General features: G+C 68.9%; 14 protein-coding genes. All 14 read right to left on the bottom strand.

The genetic code is table 11. From position 1 onward, the window contains the following. Positions 1-97 precede the first annotated feature (97 nt). Genes ftsA through rsmH form a run of 14 tightly spaced genes read right to left on the bottom strand, consistent with a single transcriptional unit; the run spans position 98 to position 16,560 of the window. On the bottom strand, positions 98-1,369 hold the full coding sequence (gene ftsA / locus ABZ720_RS03795; RefSeq protein ID WP_366553974.1) for a cell division protein FtsA: 1,272 nt from the start codon (positions 1,367-1,369) through the stop codon (positions 98-100). Positions 1,370-1,404: 35 nt separating this feature from the next. Further along, positions 1,405-2,283, bottom strand: a complete 879-nt coding sequence (locus tag ABZ720_RS03790) for a cell division protein FtsQ/DivIB (protein WP_366553972.1) — start codon at positions 2,281-2,283, stop codon at positions 1,405-1,407. After that, entirely contained in the window at positions 2,274-3,194 is a 921-nt protein-coding gene (locus tag ABZ720_RS03785) for a D-alanine--D-alanine ligase (protein ID WP_366553970.1), read from the bottom strand. Before ABZ720_RS03785 ends, ABZ720_RS03790 begins: the two co-directional genes overlap by 10 nt. Then, positions 3,191-4,120, bottom strand: a complete 930-nt coding sequence (gene murB / locus ABZ720_RS03780; protein WP_366553969.1) for a UDP-N-acetylmuramate dehydrogenase — start codon at positions 4,118-4,120, stop codon at positions 3,191-3,193. Before murB ends, ABZ720_RS03785 begins: the two co-directional genes overlap by 4 nt. A 5-nt stretch (positions 4,121-4,125) precedes the next feature. Continuing rightward, positions 4,126-5,544, bottom strand: coding sequence for a UDP-N-acetylmuramate--L-alanine ligase (gene murC / locus ABZ720_RS03775; RefSeq protein ID WP_366553967.1), 1,419 nt, complete (start codon positions 5,542-5,544; stop codon positions 4,126-4,128). Next, positions 5,541-6,674, bottom strand: a complete 1,134-nt coding sequence (murG, locus tag ABZ720_RS03770) for an undecaprenyldiphospho-muramoylpentapeptide beta-N-acetylglucosaminyltransferase (RefSeq protein WP_366553965.1) — start codon at positions 6,672-6,674, stop codon at positions 5,541-5,543. Before murG ends, murC begins: the two co-directional genes overlap by 4 nt. Further along, positions 6,671-7,801 (bottom strand): FtsW/RodA/SpoVE family cell cycle protein, encoded by a 1,131-nt coding sequence (locus tag ABZ720_RS03765; protein ID WP_366553963.1) that lies wholly within the window; start codon positions 7,799-7,801, stop codon positions 6,671-6,673. Before ABZ720_RS03765 ends, murG begins: the two co-directional genes overlap by 4 nt. Next, positions 7,798-9,186, bottom strand: a complete 1,389-nt coding sequence (gene murD, locus ABZ720_RS03760; protein WP_366553961.1) for a UDP-N-acetylmuramoyl-L-alanine--D-glutamate ligase — start codon at positions 9,184-9,186, stop codon at positions 7,798-7,800. The genes ABZ720_RS03765 and murD overlap by 4 nt, the downstream gene beginning before the upstream one ends. Before the next feature lie 10 nt (positions 9,187-9,196). Further along, entirely contained in the window at positions 9,197-10,285 is a 1,089-nt protein-coding gene (gene mraY, locus ABZ720_RS03755; protein ID WP_366553959.1) for a phospho-N-acetylmuramoyl-pentapeptide-transferase, read from the bottom strand. Next, complete coding sequence (locus tag ABZ720_RS03750) at positions 10,275-11,726, bottom strand: UDP-N-acetylmuramoyl-tripeptide--D-alanyl-D-alanine ligase (RefSeq protein ID WP_366553957.1); 1,452 nt, start codon at positions 11,724-11,726, stop codon at positions 10,275-10,277. Before ABZ720_RS03750 ends, mraY begins: the two co-directional genes overlap by 11 nt. Next, the gene (locus ABZ720_RS03745; RefSeq protein ID WP_366553955.1) at positions 11,723-13,195 is read right to left on the bottom strand and encodes a UDP-N-acetylmuramoyl-L-alanyl-D-glutamate--2,6-diaminopimelate ligase; all 1,473 of its coding nucleotides are present in this window, start codon (positions 13,193-13,195) and stop codon (positions 11,723-11,725) included. The genes ABZ720_RS03750 and ABZ720_RS03745 overlap by 4 nt, the downstream gene beginning before the upstream one ends. Continuing rightward, a complete protein-coding gene (locus ABZ720_RS03740; RefSeq protein ID WP_366553953.1) occupies positions 13,182-14,948 on the bottom strand; it encodes a peptidoglycan D,D-transpeptidase FtsI family protein in 1,767 nt (588 codons plus the stop codon). Before ABZ720_RS03740 ends, ABZ720_RS03745 begins: the two co-directional genes overlap by 14 nt. Continuing rightward, positions 14,945-15,580 carry a cell division protein FtsL gene (gene ftsL / locus ABZ720_RS03735; RefSeq protein WP_366553951.1) on the bottom strand — a complete coding sequence of 212 codons (636 nt, stop codon included), beginning with the start codon at positions 15,578-15,580 and terminating at the stop codon, positions 14,945-14,947. Before ftsL ends, ABZ720_RS03740 begins: the two co-directional genes overlap by 4 nt. After that, positions 15,577-16,560, bottom strand: coding sequence for a 16S rRNA (cytosine(1402)-N(4))-methyltransferase RsmH (gene rsmH / locus ABZ720_RS03730; RefSeq protein WP_366553949.1), 984 nt, complete (start codon positions 16,558-16,560; stop codon positions 15,577-15,579). The genes ftsL and rsmH overlap by 4 nt, the downstream gene beginning before the upstream one ends. Positions 16,561-16,564: the final 4 nt, after the last annotated feature.

Here is a 16,564-nt window from a genome sequence, read left to right as displayed (position 1 = left end):
CGCTTGCTCACCCACTCGATTGCGTTCCGCCGTCCGCCGGAATTGGCCGACGGCGCTCCCGAATGCAGTCCGGCCCCCGCCGAACCGCGCGCTGTGACTAAAAGTGTTCCCGTATCCAATGCCCCATCCGGCCGAAGAGTCCGGCCGCCTCCGTGTTGTCTTGTGTTGCCGGCGGCGGCGGGACGCGCTCCATCGCCAGCGCATAGGCCAAGAGGCCCGAGGCCGTGGCGTAAGCGGGGCCGCTGGTGGCTTCCGCCAGGCCGCTGAGATGGATGGGCCGCCCCACCCGTACCTGCTTGTCCAGAATGAGAGCCGCCAGATCGTTCATCCCCGGCAGCTGCGCCGCACCGCCCGTCAACACCACGCGCCGGCCGCCCACCTTGTCGAAGCCGCTGGCTTCCAGGCGCGAGCGCACCAGCTCGAAGGTCTCCTCCAGACGCGGCTGCATGATGCCCACCAGCAGCGAGCGGGGGACCTGCTGCACATGCCCCTCCTCCTCGCCCACCTGGGGCACATCGATCATTTCGCTCTCGTCGGCCGTGGTGGCGATGGCGTGGCCATAGAGCGACTTGAGCCGCTCGGCGTGGGTCAGGCCGGTAGAGAGTCCGCGGGCGATATCGCTGGTCACATGCTGCCCGCCCACTGGCACAACGTCGGTGTGCACCACGTTGCCGTCCAGAAAGACCGAGATGGAGGTGGTGCCCCCGCCCATGTCGATCAGGGTCACACCCAGCTCACGCTCATCGCCCACCAGTGAGGCCAGGGCCGAGGCGTAGGGCGAAACCACGAAGGCGCCGATGCCGAGCTGGCAGCGCTGCACGCAGGTCGCCAGGTTGCGCACCGCGCCGGCGGCGGCGGTGACGATGTGCATGTTGACGCCCAGGCGATCGCCGTACATGCCGCGCGGATCGCGGATGCCGCGGCTGCCGTCGATGGTGTAGCCGACCGGGATGGAGTGGATCAGCTGGCGGCCCTTCTCGGGCTGGCCCAGCACGCCTTCGAGCTGATGCCCCTGCTCCAGGGCCCGGCGCACGTCGGAGTCGTCCACCTCGTGCCCGTCGATCGCCACCTCGACGCCGATCAGGCGCGAGGCGGGATAGCCGCCCGAGAGGTTGACCACCACGGATTCGACGGCTTCGCCCGCCATCTGCTCGGCGGCATGCACGGCGGCGAGGATCGCGCCCTCGGCGGCTTCCATGTCCACCACCGTGCCGTTCTTGACGCCACGCGAAAGCTGCTGGCCGATGCCCAGCACCTTGAGGCGATCGGGCTGCTCGCCGCGCCCCTGCTCGATGCGCGCGATGAGGCAGCAGATCTTGCTGCTCCCGACGTCGAGCGCCGCGAGAATTCCGTGCCGGTTACGCTTCAAGCCGTTGTTCATCCCTTGCGAAATCCCCTCTCCCGTCAGGTGTCGGTCCCGCCGCGTACCGGCGGTTTCGGCAACTGTCCCGTAACTGTCCGCAGCACCAGGCGGTCGCCCAGGCGCAGGTCCACCATTGCAACGTCGCGATCCAGCAGGCCCTGCTCGCGATCCAGCCGGGCGAACTGGCGCCAGGCCTCGGCGGCGCCCTTCTCCGGCAGACGCACTTCCACCCGGCCCTCGAGATGCAGGTTCCAGCGGCGCCGCGAGACCCAGACGGCTGCCACCACCCGTGCGGCCAGCTCAGGCTCACCTTCCAGGATTGCCACCAGTTCCGCCGCCTCCTCCGCAGCTTCTTCCCCCACCACCAGGGGCAGGTCGATGAAGCGTCCGGGGCGGGCGCTGGCGATGGTCTCGCCATGTTGGTCGATCACTTCGAGCCGCCCGTTGCGCTGCCAGAGCGCCAGTGGCCGACGTTCCTGCAGCTGCAGGTGAATCTGATCCGGCAGGCGCCGCTCCACCTCTGCGGAGGACACCCAGGGCAGCGCCAGCACCCGGGCGCGGGCAGCATGAGGATCGAAGGCCAGGATCGGCGATCCGCGCTCAACGCCCAGCGCCGTCAGGAGGCGCGCGGTTTCGCTGCGCTCGCGCCCCTCCACCGTGACATCGGCCACCGCCATGCCGGCATGCACCGTCGCGGCCCAGAAGACGTTCTCAGTCCCCTTGGCCATTCGACCGAGCAGGTCATCGCTCCAGGCCCAGGCTGCGCTCGCGACGACCACGGCCACCAGGAAGGCGCGTGGCAGCAGGGGCAGGGCACGCTGCGCCAGCGCCGAATCCCGCCAGCGGCGCTTCGGCGCAGTGCGGCGCGCGGCCTTGCGGCCCTTCTGCTGCTTGGCGTCGGGCTTGCGGCTCAATCGCATTGCGCGTGCTCCGCCATCCAGTGAACCAGTTCGGGAAAAGGAATGCCGCAGTGGGCGGCCTGCTCGGGCACGAGGCTGAGCGGTGTCATGCCTGGCTGGGTGTTGACCTCCAGAAGATAGAGACCGCCGGCCTCTCCGGCCTCGGCCCGGTCGTCGAAGCGGAAGTCGGCCCGGCTGACGCCCCGGCAGCCCAAGGCACGATGGGCGGCCAGCGCCATGTCCATGGCCTGGTCGTAGGTCGCCGGGTCCACCGGCGCCGGCACCAGGTGGTCGGTCTTGCCGTCGGTGTACTTGGCTTCGTAGTCGTAGAAGCCCTGGCGCGGCCGCAGTTCGGTGACCGCCAGCGGCCGGTCTTCCATCACGGCCACCGTCAGTTCGCGGCCCTGGATGTAGGGCTCGACCAGCACCTCCTCGCCGAAACCCCATTCCTGCTTGGAGAAAGGCAGATCGTTGTCGCCGTGGCGCACGATGACCACCCCCATGGAGGAGCCTTCGCGCACCGGCTTCACCACGAAGGGGCGCGGAACGGGATCACCGGCCAGGAGTGACTGCCGGTCGGAGATCAGCCCCTCGGGACAGCGCAGCCCCGTTTCCGCGAAGAGCCGCTTGGCCATCACCTTGTCCATGGCCAGCGCCGAGGCCAGCAGGCCGGAATGGGTGTAAGGCACCTCCAGGAGATTGAGCAGTCCCTGGACGTTGCCGTCTTCGCCCCAACGGCCGTGCAAGGCATTGAAGACCACGTCGGGACGCTCGGCCTGCAAGGCTGCCAGCAGGGCCGGCACACCTTCCTGGAGGTCGAAGAGCGTCACCTGATGCCCCTTGCTTTCCAGGGCTTCGGCACAAGCCTTGCCGCTGACCAGCGACACGTCCCGTTCCACCGAACGACCGCCATAGAGGACGAGAATCTTCATGACGCTGCCTCCTCCGACTGCGGGCGACCGATGCGCTTGATTTCCCACTCCAGCTCGATGCCGCTGTGCGCCAGCACGCGCCGACGCACTTCCTCGCCAAGCGCCTCGAGTTCGCCGGCCGTGGCGTCGCCGGTGTTGATCAGGAAGTTGCAGTGCTGCTCGGAGACCTGGGCGGCGCCCATGCGCAGACCACGACAGCCGGCGGCGTCGATCAGCTGCCAGGCCTTCTCCCCGGGCGGGTTCTTGAAGGTGGAGCCACCGGTGCGGCTGCGAATGGGCTGCGACTGGGAGCGGGCGCTGCGAATCTCGTCCATGCGTGCCTGAATCTCGGCCGGATTGCCCGGCTCGGCCCGCAGGGCAGCGCGCAGGAAGATCCAGTCGGCGGGCACCTGCGACTTGCGATAGGACAGCCCCATCTCCTCCGGTGCGAGCCGCTTGATCTCACTCTGCGGCGTGATGGCTTCCGCCCAGCGGAGCACGTCCTTGATTTCCCGGCCGTAGGCGCCGGCATTCATGCGCAGCGCGCCGCCGATGGTCCCGGGGATGCCGGAGAGAAACTCGAGGCCGGTGAGCCCGTAGCGCCGCGCCGCCTCCGATACGTTCACATCCAGCGCCCCGGAGCCGCAGATCAGGCCGGCTTCATCACGCTCGATCGCGGCGAAGTGGCGGCCCAGGCGGATCACCACACCCGCGACCCCGCCGTCGCGCACCAGCAGGTTGGACGCGACGCCGATCACGGTGACCGCCACGTTGGCCGGCTTGGCCTTGAGGAAGGCGGCCAGGTCGTCGGGGTCCGCCGGCCGGAAGGCGACATCGGCCGGCCCGCCGACCCGGAACCAGGTCACACCGGCCAGCGGCGCGTTCTCGGTGTAGCGGCCGCGCACCGCAGGCAGACGATCGATCAGGCGCAGATTCGGAGAGGTCATGGCGGTCATTTGCCTCCCCCGAGATGCACGGCGAGCTGCTCCGGCAGCGCCTGTGCCCAGTTGGTGATGCTGCCTGCCCCCAGGCAGACCACGATGTCGCCGCGCTTGCCGGTGTGCGCGATGATCCGCGCCAGATCGAGCGGATCGTTCAGCGGCGCTGCCTGGCGATGGCCGTGCGCCCGGAGGCCGCGCACCAGTGCATCGCGATCGACACCCTCGATCGGCGCTTCACCCGCGGCATAGACGTCGGACACCAGCACGCCGTCGGCGTCGTTGAAGCAGGTGCAGAAATCCTCGAAGAGATCGCGCAGGCGCGAGTAGCGGTGCGGCTGCATCACGGCGATCACCCGCCCGCTGGCGGCCTGGCGCGCAGCGCGCAGCACGGCCGCGATCTCCACCGGATGATGGGCATAGTCGTCAATGACTGTGATGCCGCCCACCTCGCCGGTGCGGGTGAAGCGTCGCTTCACGCCGCCGAAGCTCTGCAGCGCGCCGCGCAGGACCTCCTCGCTCATGCCCATTTCCAGGGCCAGCGCACAAGGCACCAGGGCATTCTGCACGTTGTGCTGGCCCATCATCGGCAGGAAGAGGTCCGCGATCTGCATCGGCGCCCCGCCTTCGCGGCCAGCCACCACCAGATCGAAGCGCGAGCCGTCGCGCTCGAGCCGCAGGTTCTCGGCCCGGACGTCCGCCTGCGGGCCAAAGCCGTAGGTGACGATGCGCCGATCCTCGATCCGGGCGATCAGCGACTGCACTGCCGGATGGTCGATGCAGCAGAGCGCAAAGCCATAGAAGGGGATGTTCTCGACGAAGGTCTCGAAGGCGGCGTGCAAGGCCTCCACCGAGCCATAGTGTTCCAGATGCTCGGGATCGATGTTGGTGACCACCGCGATCGTGGCCGGCAGCTTGGTGAAGCTGCCGTCGCTTTCATCCGCCTCGACCACGATCCAGTCGCCCTCGCCAAGCCGGGCGTTGGTGCCATAGGCATTGATGATGCCGCCGTTGATCACCGTGGGGTCCAGCCCGGCCTTGTCGAAGAGCTGGGCCACCAGCGAGGTGGTCGTGGTCTTGCCATGGGTGCCGGCGACCGCCACGGCCCAACGCAGCCGCATGAGCTCGCCCAGCATCTCCGCCCGGCGCACGATGGGCAGGAAGCGCTCCCGCGCAGCCACCACCTCGGGATTGTCCGGCTTCACGGCGGAAGAAATGACCACCACCTGAGCCTGCTCGACATTCTCGGGCGCGTGACCGATGGCCACGGCAATGCCCAGCTCACGCAGGCGCTTGACGGTGGGGCTGTCGTTCAGGTCGCTGCCCTGCACCTTGTAGCCCAGATTGTGCAGCACCTCGGCGATACCGCTCATGCCGATGCCGCCGATGCCGACGAAATGCAGTGTGCCGATGTCCAGGGGCAGAGTTCTCATGCCGCGGCCTCCTTGTTCACGCCGCAGGCGCTGTCGCCATCGCCGCAGAGCAGGTCCGCCAGGCGTTCCGCCGCATCGTCCCGGGCAAAGGCACGCGCCGCGGCCGCCGCCTGGACCAGCATGTCGCCATCCGGCAGCAGTTCGCCTAGCCGGTCGGCCAACGAGGCGGCCGTGATGTCGCGTTGGCGCAGCACCCAGCCGGCCCCGGCCGCGGCGAACGCCTCGGCGTTGCCCTGCTGGTGATCGTCCGCCGCGAAGGGATAGGGAATGAGGATGGCCGGCCGTCCCGCCGCCGCCAGTTCGGCCACGGTCGAGGCACCCGCCCGGCAGATCAGCAGGTGAGCGGCAGTCAGTCGCTGCGGCATATCGTCGAAGAAGGGCTGCAGCACCGCGCGCACGCCGGCGGCGTCATAGATCGCCTTGACCTCGGCGCGATCGCGGCTGCGCAGCTGCTGCACCACGTCCAGACGGGCGCGCAACGCGGCTGGCAGCTGGGCGATGGCATCGGGCAGCAGCTCGTCGAAAGCTTGGGCGCCCTGGCTGCCGCCGGTGATGAGCAGGCAGAGCCGGCCGTCGGCCTCCGGCCGCGGATAGGGCTTGTTCCCCACCGCGGCGACGGCGGCGCGCACGGGGTTACCCGTCAACACGATCCGCTCTCTGGCACCTTCCGGCACACCCGCCACCTCGGGGAAGGAGGTCGCGATCACGTCGGCACGCGCGGCCAGCATGCGATTGGCGCGTCCCAGCACCTGGTTCTGCTCGTGCAGCAGGGCGCGCACCTTGAGATGACGCGCCGCCAGCAGCGGCGGCACGGAGGGATAGCCGCCGAAACCGAGCACTGCCTTGGGCCGGAGCTGCCGGATCAAGCGGCGCGACTGCAGGTAGCCCCGCAGCAGGTCGATGCCGGCGCGCAGCTTGCCCACGGCACCGCCACGCTGGGGCGAGCCGGCGGCGATGCGCCGGGTGCTGACCTGCGGCAGATCGTTGCCGAAGCCGGCGCCGCGGGAATCGGTGACCAGCACCACCGCTGCGCCGCGGGCAACCAGGGCCCGTGCGGTGGCCTGGGCCGGGAAGAGGTGTCCGCCGGTGCCGCCGGCGGCCAGCATGATGCAGTTGCGCGCCGCGGTCATAGCGTCGGCCCTCCCACGCTGTGCCGGCGCCGGGTCAAGGCCAGCACCATGCCCATGCCCATGGCCAGTGCCAGCAGCGAGGAGCCGCCGTAGGAGAGAAACGGCAGGGTCATGCCCTTGGTCGGCAGCAGGTGCAGGGTCGACCCCATGTTGACCAGCGCCTGGAAGCCGAACTGGGCCAGCAGGCCGGTGCCCGCCAGCACCACGAAAAGGCTTTCCTCGCGCAGCAGGCGGGTGAAGCCGCGCAGGACCACGAAGGCAAAGAGACAGGCGATGATGAGGCAGGCGATGATGCCCAGCTCCTCGCCGGCCACGGCGAAGACGAAGTCGGAATGGGCGTCGGGCAGGTAGGCCTTCACCGTGCCCTCTCCCGGACCACGCCCCCAGAGGCCGCCGTTCATGAAGGCCTCCATAGAGCGGCCGATCTGATAGCCGTCGCCGCTGGAAGGATCGAAGAAGGCATCGACGCGCTGCGCCACATGAGGGAGCGTCATATAGGCCCCCACCACGCCGGAGAGCGCGATGGCAGCAAGCACCGCCACCAGGATCCAGGGCAGACCGGCCAGGAAGAGCTGCAGGCCGAAGACACCCGCCACCAGCACGGTCTGGCCCAGGTCGGGCTGGAGCAGCAGCAGTGCAGAGATCAGCAGCCAGAGCAGCCCGGCGACCAGCTTGCCGGGGAAGTTCTCCTCGTAGCGTCCCAGCGCCAGCAGCCAGGCGGCCACCACGGCAAAGAAGGGCTTCACGAATTCCGAAGGCTGCAGGGAGAAGCCGGCGACGGAGATCCAGCGCGTCGCGCCCTTGATCTCCGGGCCGAGGAAGAGCACCGCGACCAACAGCAGCAACGTGCCCAGCAGGCCGAAGACCGAGAAGCGCCGCACCCACAGCGGGCTGGCAAGCGACACGCCCAGCAGCAGCGCAGCGGCCAGCGGCAGCATCACCAGGTGGCGCTTCGCAAGGCCGAAGGTTCCCAGCCCCAGGCGCATGGAAACCGCCGGCGAGGCCGTGAGGCTCAGGATCGCGCCCACCGCCACCAGCAGGACGAGCGCGAAGAGCGCCCAGCGGTCGACGCTCCACCACCAGCGGCCGAGCAGGGAGGTATCGGTGCGGTCGAAGGCCAGGCTCATCCCGTCTCCTTCTCCGCCAGCGCCCGGACGGCGGCCTTGAAGGCCTCACCCCGGGCTTCGAAGTTCTTGAACTGATCGAAGGAAGCGCAGGCCGGCGAGAGCAGCACCACCGCACCCTCGCGGCCGTCGCGTCGCGCTGCGGCGAAAGCCTGGCGCACCGCGGTGTCGAGATCGCCGCAGACCTCGCTCTCGACCCGGCCCTCGAGTGCCGTCGCGAAAGGCTCGGCCGCTTCCCCGATCAGGAAGGCGCGGGCGACCCGGTCCAGGCTGTCGTCCAGGCCGCTCAGGCCACCTTCCTTGGCACGCCCGCCGGCGATCCAGTAGATCGCCTCATAGCAGGCCAGGGCCTTGGCGGTCGCATCGGCGTTGGTGGCCTTGGAATCGTTGACAAAAGCAACGCCTGCGACCTCGGTCACCTTCTCCTGCCGATGCGGCAGGCCGGGAAAGCTGCGCAAACAGGCGGTCACGATCGCAGGATCGACACCCGCGGCCTTGGCGGCCGCATAGGCGGCGGCCGCGTTCTGCCAGTTGTGCCGGCCCGGGAGCTGGGGCAGTTCGGAGAGCGGCAGGGCTGCGACCCGCTTGCCGTCCGTTTCGTCCCACAGCAGGCCGTCCTCGGCATAGACGCCGCCCTCGACGCGCCCCTCGCTGGAGATCGGCCAGATGATCTGATCACCGGCCCGCTTCAGGTCTTCCCAGATCTCACGGCAGATCGGGTCATCGATCCCGATGATTGCCGTGCGCGGGCTGGTCTGCCGGCGGAAGATGTTCCGCTTGGCCGCCACATAGCCCTCCAGGCCACCATGGCGATCCAGGTGATCGGGCGTGATGTTGAGCAGGACGGCGATGTCGAAGGTGATGGAGAGGGTCAGTTCCATCTGATAGCTCGACAACTCGAGCACGTAGAAGCCATCCGGCTGCATCGGCTCGAACTCAAGCACCGGCCGGCCGAGGTTGCCACCGGTCTCGACGCGCCGCCGCGCCATCTCGAGGACGTGGCCGATGGCCGCCGTCGTCGTCGACTTTCCGTTGGTGCCGGTGATCCCGACGTAGCGGGCATCGGGCTGGGCCCGGCCGAGCAGTTCGACGTCACAGATGATCTCCACACCGGCCTCGCGGGCCAGCTTGGCCACCGGGTGCGGCTCGGGAAAGCGATGCGGAATGCCAGGGCTGATCACGAGGGTCACCGGCTCAAGCCAGTTCGCCTGATGCAGGTCGACCAGCGGGATGTCCTGCTCCCGTGCCCGGGCACGCACATCCTCGTCGTCGTCCCAGGCCCAGACCTCGGCGCCATTGGCCATCAAGGCCTTGGCCGTGGCCATGCCGCTGCGGCCAAGGCCCAGGACCGCGACCACGTAGCTGTACATGAAGGGAAGGCTGATCATCTGCGGACTGCTACCTGAGCTTGAGGGAGGAGAGGCCGATCAGCGCCAGCACCACGGCGATGATCCAGAAGCGGATGACGATGGTCGGTTCCTTCCAGCCCTTCTTCTCGAAGTGATGATGCAGCGGCGCCATGCGGAAGATCCGCCGGCCGGTCAGCTTGTAGGAGGCGACCTGGACGATCACCGAAACGGTCTCCAGCACGAAGAGACCACCGATGATGGCGAGCACGATCTCATGCTTGGTGATGACGGCCACGCCGCCCAGGGCGCCACCGCAGGAGAGCGAACCCGTGTCGCCCATGAAGACCATGGCCGGCGGCGCGTTGTACCAGAGGAAGCCCAGTCCGGCGCCGACCAGGGCGCCGCAGAAGACCGCGAGCTCGCCGGTGCCCTGCACGTAGTGAATCTGCAGGTAATTGGAGTAGACCACGTTGCCGACGAGGTAGGCGATGAAGGCAAAGCAGCTCGCCGCGATCATCACCGGCACAATCGCCAGCCCGTCGAGGCCGTCGGTCAGGTTCACCGAGTTCGAGGCGCCCACCATTACGAAGATACCGAAAACCGCGAAGAAGAGCCCGAGATCGATCAGCAAATTCTTGACGAAAGGCAGCGCCAACTGGCCGGAGAGCTCCGGCGGCGACACCAGCATCACCGCCGTCGTCGCGATGCCCGCGACCACGACCTGCGCCAGCAGCTTCAGGCGGCCCGAGAGGCCGTGATGGCTGCGCCGGGTGAGCTTCAGGTAGTCGTCGTAGAAGCCGATCGCGCCGAAGCCGATCGTTACGAAGAGAATGATCCAGACGTAAAGGTTGCCGAGATCGGCCCAGAGCAGGGTCGACACCGCCAGCGCAAAGAGGATCAGCACCCCGCCCATGGTCGGTGTTCCCTGCTTGGTCAGCAGGTGGCCTTCCGGTCCGTCACTGCGGATCGGCTGGCCGTAGCGCTGCTTCTTGCGCAGCCAGTTGATCAGCGCCGGACCGAAGAAGAAGGCCAGGATCAGCGCCGTGATCAGGGCCCCACCGGTGCGGAAGGTGAGATAACGGAAGAGGTTGAAGGCGACGAACTGGTCGGAGAGCGGAACGAGCAGATTATAAAGCATGCGCCCGGCCCCCCTTCGACCCCTTAGCCGCACCCCTTGGCGCGGCGGAGGCAGCCGTCAGCGCATCGACCACCCGCTTCATCTTGCTGCCCAGCGACCCCTTCACCAGGACCACATCTCCGTCGCGCAAGGCCGGCGGGATTTGTGGCGCCAGGGCTGCGCTGTCCGGCGCATGCACCACTGTCGTCCGGCCTTCCAACGCCTCGGCCAACACGGCCATCAATGGCCCGCACAGGAAGACGGCATCCACCGCGGCATCCGACAGGTTGTCGGCCAGAGCACGGTGCAGACGCCCGGCCTCGGGGCCCAGTTCCAGCATGTCGCCGAGCACGGCAATCCGGCGCCCCTCGCCCTGCGGCGTCATATCACCCAGCACGCTCAACGCCGCCGACACCGAGAGAGGATTGGCGTTGTAGCTTTCATCCAGGAGCGTGATGCGCCGGCCGTCGGACAGCACCAAGGTCTGGCGCGCCCCGCGGCCAGCCAGGGGCTCCAGACCTTCCAAGGCCCTCGCAGCAGTCGCCACGTCGCCGCCCAGCGCCCTCACCGCCGCCAGGGCGGCCAAGGCGTTGCCGGCCTGATGGCGCCCGGCGAAGGGCAGGGAGAAGCGCAGCGGGCGACCCTGCACCTCGGCCTCGACACGGCCGCCTTCGTCCTCGGCCTGATAGTCGACCAGGCGCAGGTCCGCCGCCGGGTGGGCGCCGAAGGTAAGGATGTCGGCGCCGGCGGCCTCCGCGGCCGCAGACAGCCGCTCATAGAAGTCGTCCCCGCGCGGCAGCACCGCCGTGGCGCCGGGCTCCAGCCCCTCGAAGATCTCCGCCTTGGCGTCGGCGATGGCCTCGCGCGAGCCAAGATACTCCAGGTGCGCAACACCGATGTTCGTGATCACTGCCACGTGAGGGCGCACGAGGGCGGCCAACGGGCGGATCTCGCCGGCGTGGTTCATGCCGATCTCGCACACCGCCCAGGCGGCGCTGCGCGGCAGGCGCGCCAGCGTCAACGGCACGCCCCACTGGTTGTTATAGCTGGCCGCCGCAGCATGGGTCGGACCCAGAGCGGCGCAGGCGCCGGCCAGCAGCTCCTTTGTGCTGGTCTTGCCGGAGGAGCCGGTGACCGCGATCACCTTCGCCTGGCTGCGCGCCCGGGCGGCGCGACCCAGGTCCCGGAGGGCGGCCAGACAGTCGGGCACCAGCAACAGCGGTGTCGTCTCGTCCAGGCCTTCCGGCAGGCGGCTCACCACCGCCGCAGCAGCGCCCTTGGCCAGGGCATCGCCCACGAAGGCATGAGCGTCATAGTTGGGGCCGGACAGCGCGACAAATAGGTCCCCTGCCGCAATCGATCTCGTATCGATCGAGACTCCCGTAGCGCGCCAAAGGTCCGGCCCCGTTCCGTTGGTTGCCGCCTTCGCCTCGGCCGCGGTCCAGAGGATCTCCGCGCTCATGCCTTGCCTCCCTGAAGCTCGGCAATGGCACGACGCACCTCTTCGCGGTCGTCGAACGGCAGCACCCTGTCCTGAATAGTTTGTCCCTGCTCATGTCCCTTGCCAGCGACCACGAACAGGTCGCCATCGCCAAGAGCGGCAACGCCCTGGCGAATGGCCGTGCGGCGGTCGCCGATCTCCTCGGCGCCGGGCGCCGCGGCCAGGATCGCGGCGCGGATGGCCGCGCGATCCTCGCTGCGCGGGTTGTCGTCGGTCACGATGACGGCGTCGGCCAGCCGCGCGGCCACTTCGCCCATCAAGGGGCGCTTGCCGGGATCGCGGTCGCCGCCGGCGCCGAAAGCCACCAGCAGGCGCCCGCGGGCGTGGGGGCGCAGGGCCTCCAGCACGGTCTGCAGCGCGCCCGGAGTGTGGGCATAGTCGACGAAGACCCGGCCGCCGGCCGGCGTGACCCCCACGGCCTCGACGCGGCCCGGCACACCCTGGACCTGCGCGAGCGCGGCCAGCGCCGCTTCCGGCTCCACGCCCTCGGCCAGGACAAGGCCAAGGGCGGCGAGCGCGTTCAAACCCTGGAAGGTCCCGGCTACGGGCAAGGCAAGGTGGTGGGAACGCCCGAAGATCTCCAGGGCAAGTTGGAGGTGGGCATCCGCCGGAACCAGGTCCAGAAGCTTGAGTTCGCGCCCGCCGCGACCATAGCCGAGAACCCGCTGACCGCGGGCCCGGCAAAGCTTGGCGAGGGTTTCGAACTCGGGCGCGTCGGCGTTGAGCACCGCCGTGCCCTCTGCGGGCAAGAGTTCCTCGAAGAGGCGCCGCTTGGCCGCAAAGTATGACTCCATGGAAGAGTGATAATCGAGATGATCGCGGCTGAGATTGGTGAAGGCCGCCGCGCTCAGGCGCAGGCCATCAAGCCGGTACTGATCGAGGCCATGGCTCGAAGCCTCCAGCACCAGGTGATCCACACCCTCGTCGGCCAGCTCCGCCAGCAGGCTGGCCAGCACCACCGGGTCGGGCGTGGTCAGCGCCTTTGGCGCGCCAGCGCGCTCCGGCTCCAGCCCGAGGGTGCCGAGGCTGGCTGCCTGGTGTCCAAGCGCCTGCCAGATCTGCCGAGTGAAACTCGCCACCGAGGTTTTGCCGTTGGTGCCGGTCACGGCCGCGATTCGGCGCGGCTGCCGCCCGTGGAAGGCTGCAGCCATTTTGGCCAGGCGATGGCGCGGTTCCGGGTCGGCAATCAGGACAGCATCACCCGCCTCTGCCGGCAGGCTGGTGCCCTCCGGTGCCAGGACGGCAACGGCGCCGCGGCGCAGGGCCTCGGGAATGAAGGCACGGCCATCGGCACGACTGCCCGGCAGTGCGGCAAAGAGGAAGCCCGGAGCCACCTGCCGGCTGTCCGCCGTCAGTCCCCTGACCTCGATCCTGCTTGCCTGCGGCAGCGCCACTGTTCCGGCTTCCTTCATCAGTTCATCGAGACGCAACGCTTCGACCCCTCAGGCGGGCCGGGACCAGCAGCGGGTCCGGGCGCTGCTCTTCCGCCTGCGGACGCGGCGGCATTCCGAGCATCGGCCCCAGGCGCGAGATCACGCGCCCCACCCCCGGCGCCGCCACCCAGCCTGCCGTGGCAAAGCCATAGGTGCGCTCGGTCGGCTTGGGCTCGTCGACCATGAAGAAGACGACGTACCTCGGATCGTCGATGGGGAAGGCGCCGGCGAAGGAGGCGATGCGCTTGTCCTTCTGATAGCCACCGCTGGGGCTCAGCTTGTTGGCCGTTCCGGTCTTGCCGCCGACCAGGTAACCCTCGGCGTCCGCATTGCCGCCACTACCGTGCAGCACCACCAGGCGCAGCAGCCAGCGCATCTGCTCGCTGGTGCGCTCGGAGATCACCCGCTCGCGCGGCGCCTGCTCGCCGGGCAGCCGCTTGATCAGGGTCGGCTGCACCAGCTCGCCGCCATTGACCAGCGTCGCGAAGGCCCGGGTCACCTGCATCGGCGTCAGCGCGATGCCATGACCGTAGGAAATGGTCATGGTGTTGATCTCGCGCCACGGGTTGGGAAGCATCGGCCGGCCACGCTCCGGCAGCTCCAGCGGCGCCGCATCGAGCAGCCCGAAGTCGTCGAAATAGTTCCGCAGGCGCTCGGTGCCGGTGGTCATGGCCATGTGCACCGTGCCGATGTTGCTGGAGTTCTGGAAAATCTCCGGCACGCTCTGCCAACGGTTCTTGCCGCGGAAGTCGTTGATGGTGAAGCGCGCCACCCGGATCGGCTGCGAGGTGTCCCAACCGTCCTCGAGCGTGACCGCACCGGTATCGAGCGCTGCCGCCGTGCTGAAGGACTTCAGCACCGACCCAACCTCATAGACGCCCAGGGTGGCGCGGTTGAAGCGCTGTTCCTCGGTGGCCCTACCCGGCATGCGGGGATCGAAGCTGGGCAGGGAGACCATGCCCAGGACCTCGCCATTGTGAGCATCCATCACCACGGCCGCACCGCCGATGCCGGAGAACTCGTCGATGGCCGCCTGCAGTTCCTCGGCGAGGAGATGCTGCACCCGCAGGTCGAGGGAGAGCTGCAGCGGCGTTTCACCGCCGGCCAGCCAGGCATCAAAAGCCGCTTCCATGCCGGCCAGGCCGCGGTCGTCGATGTCGGTAAAGCCGACCACGTGCGTGACCAGTTCGCCGTGCGGATAGAAGCGGCACTCGTCGCGCTGCAGGTGCAGGCCGGGAACGCCCAGCCGGATGACCGCCGAGGATTCCTGCGGCGAAAGGCAACGCTTGACCCAGACGAAGCTGCGGTCGCTGTCCAGGTCCCGGCGCAGGCGCTCCCCGATGGCGTCGGGCATCACCTCCGCCAGGCGGTCGGCCACCTCGATAGGGTCGCGCAGTTCGCGCGGATTGGCATAGAGCGCCATGGTCGGAAGGTTGGCGGCCAGCACCTCGCCGTTGCGGTCGAGAATGCCGGCACGACCGGACTGCCATTCACCCGGCGCCTCCATGGTCCCGGCGATGCGCGGGGCCATGTCGTTCTGAAGCCAGGACAACTCGACCAGCCGATAGCCGACGGCCAGGAAGGCAAAGGCGAAGAGCAGCCCCGTGAGGATCAGGCGCGTTCGCCCCACCTCCAGCGCCTGCTTGCGGTTGCCGTCCAGCCCCACCACCCAGCGCTCGGGCTGACCCAGATCCATGCCGGAGGGCAGATCACCCTGATGCCTGGCCTTGGGTTCGCGCGGTTCGTTCATTGCACGCCTCCCCCGCCGGTGGACACCGGCAGCGGACGGCCAGTGATGGGATTAAAGCTCTCGTTTTCGCTCAGCGGCGGCACTGCATCAGTGGCCAGGCGCGCAATGGTGTCGGCGATGGCGTCGGCCGGCGCGGCAGCGGGTGTCGGACTGGAAGAAACCTGCGGCTGCGCCGCTTGGGCCGGCAGGGCATCGGAGGCATCGACCTGGGCCACGGCAATGTTTCCGTCCGTGCGAGCGGGCGTGCGCTGTGGTGACGGCAGGGCCTCCGGTTGCCAATTGGCGGGCATCAAGGGGCGTTCGCGCGGCAGGGGCTCTGCATCGGCCAGTTCGGTCTGGCTGTAGCCGAAGTCCTCCGGGCGCGGCGGCAACTGCCTGACCTGCACCACCTGCTGCGGGCGCATCGGCCCCAGGTCAAGATGCCGCTCCGCCAGGGCGGCGATGCGCGCCGGCTGATTCAGATAGCTCCACTCGGCCTTGAGAACGTGTGTGGCCTCGCGGTCCTCCAGAATCTGGCGATTGATCTCGGCCAGTTCCTTTTCCACGTCCTGGACTTCGTACTTCACCTGGAAGAGCAGCCCGGCAACGCCGACTGCCGCGGCAACGATCAGGACAAGCAGCAGGCGCGTCATGTCGAACCCTCCCCTGCCGAGTCATCGGGACGCGACCAGGCCGGCGCCGCGGTGCGCTCCGCGGCGCGCAGGCGGGCCGAGCGGGCGCGCGGGTTGCGCCGGGCTTCTTCCACCCCGGGCTTGCGCGCGCTGCGATGAAGCAGTTCGAAACTGGGTGCGCGCGCCTCGACGGCCGGCAGATGGCGCGAGCCGCGCGGCGCGGTACCGGAGCGCTCGCGCAGGAAGGTCTTGACGATGCGATCCTCGAGCGAATGGAAGGAGACCACGGCCAGCCGGCCGCCGGGCGCCAACACCCGCTCTGCCGCGGCCAGACCACGCTCGAGTTCGCCCAGTTCGTCGTTCACATAGAGACGCAGCGCCTGGAAGCTGCGCGTCGCCGGATCGATGCCGTCGGCCGAGGGCTTGACCACCCGACGAATGATCTCGGCGAGCTGCAGCGTGCGGGTGATGGGGGCTTCGCGGCGGGCGGCAACGATGGCGCGCGCCACGGCGCGGGCGCGCCGCTCTTCGCCGAGGCGCCAGAGAATATCGCTCAGCTTCGCTTCTTCGGTTTCGTTAACCACGTCGGCAGCGCTGGGGCCGGTGGTGCCCATGCGCATATCCAGGGGGCCGTCGCTGCGGAAGGAGAAGCCGCGTTCGGCCTCGTCGAGCTGCGGCGAGGAGACACCCAGGTCGAGTGCGACACCGTCCAGCGCTTCCTCGCCGCTCAGGCGATCCAGGTCCCCGAAGCAACCCTCAACCAGGCGGAGCCGGCCGGCGAACTCTTGCTCCATGGCGCGGCCGGCGGCAATGGCTTCAGGGTCGCGGTCCAGCCCGATCAGCCGGCAGGAAGCGGCTTCGAGAATGGCGCGGGCATAGCCGCCGCGCCCGAAGGTTCCGTCGAGATAGACACCGCCATCGCGCGGCGCCAACGCTTCAAGCACCTCCGGCAGCATCACGGGCAGGTGGCCCAGTGCTTGGTGAACGACTGTCGACGTCATGGGA

The organism is Aquibaculum sediminis (assembly GCF_040712085.1).
In the GTDB taxonomy this organism is placed as follows: Bacteria; Pseudomonadota; Alphaproteobacteria; order Kiloniellales; family DSM-21159; genus Aquibaculum; species Aquibaculum sediminis.
This window is presented reverse-complemented; position numbering and strand designations above follow the sequence as displayed.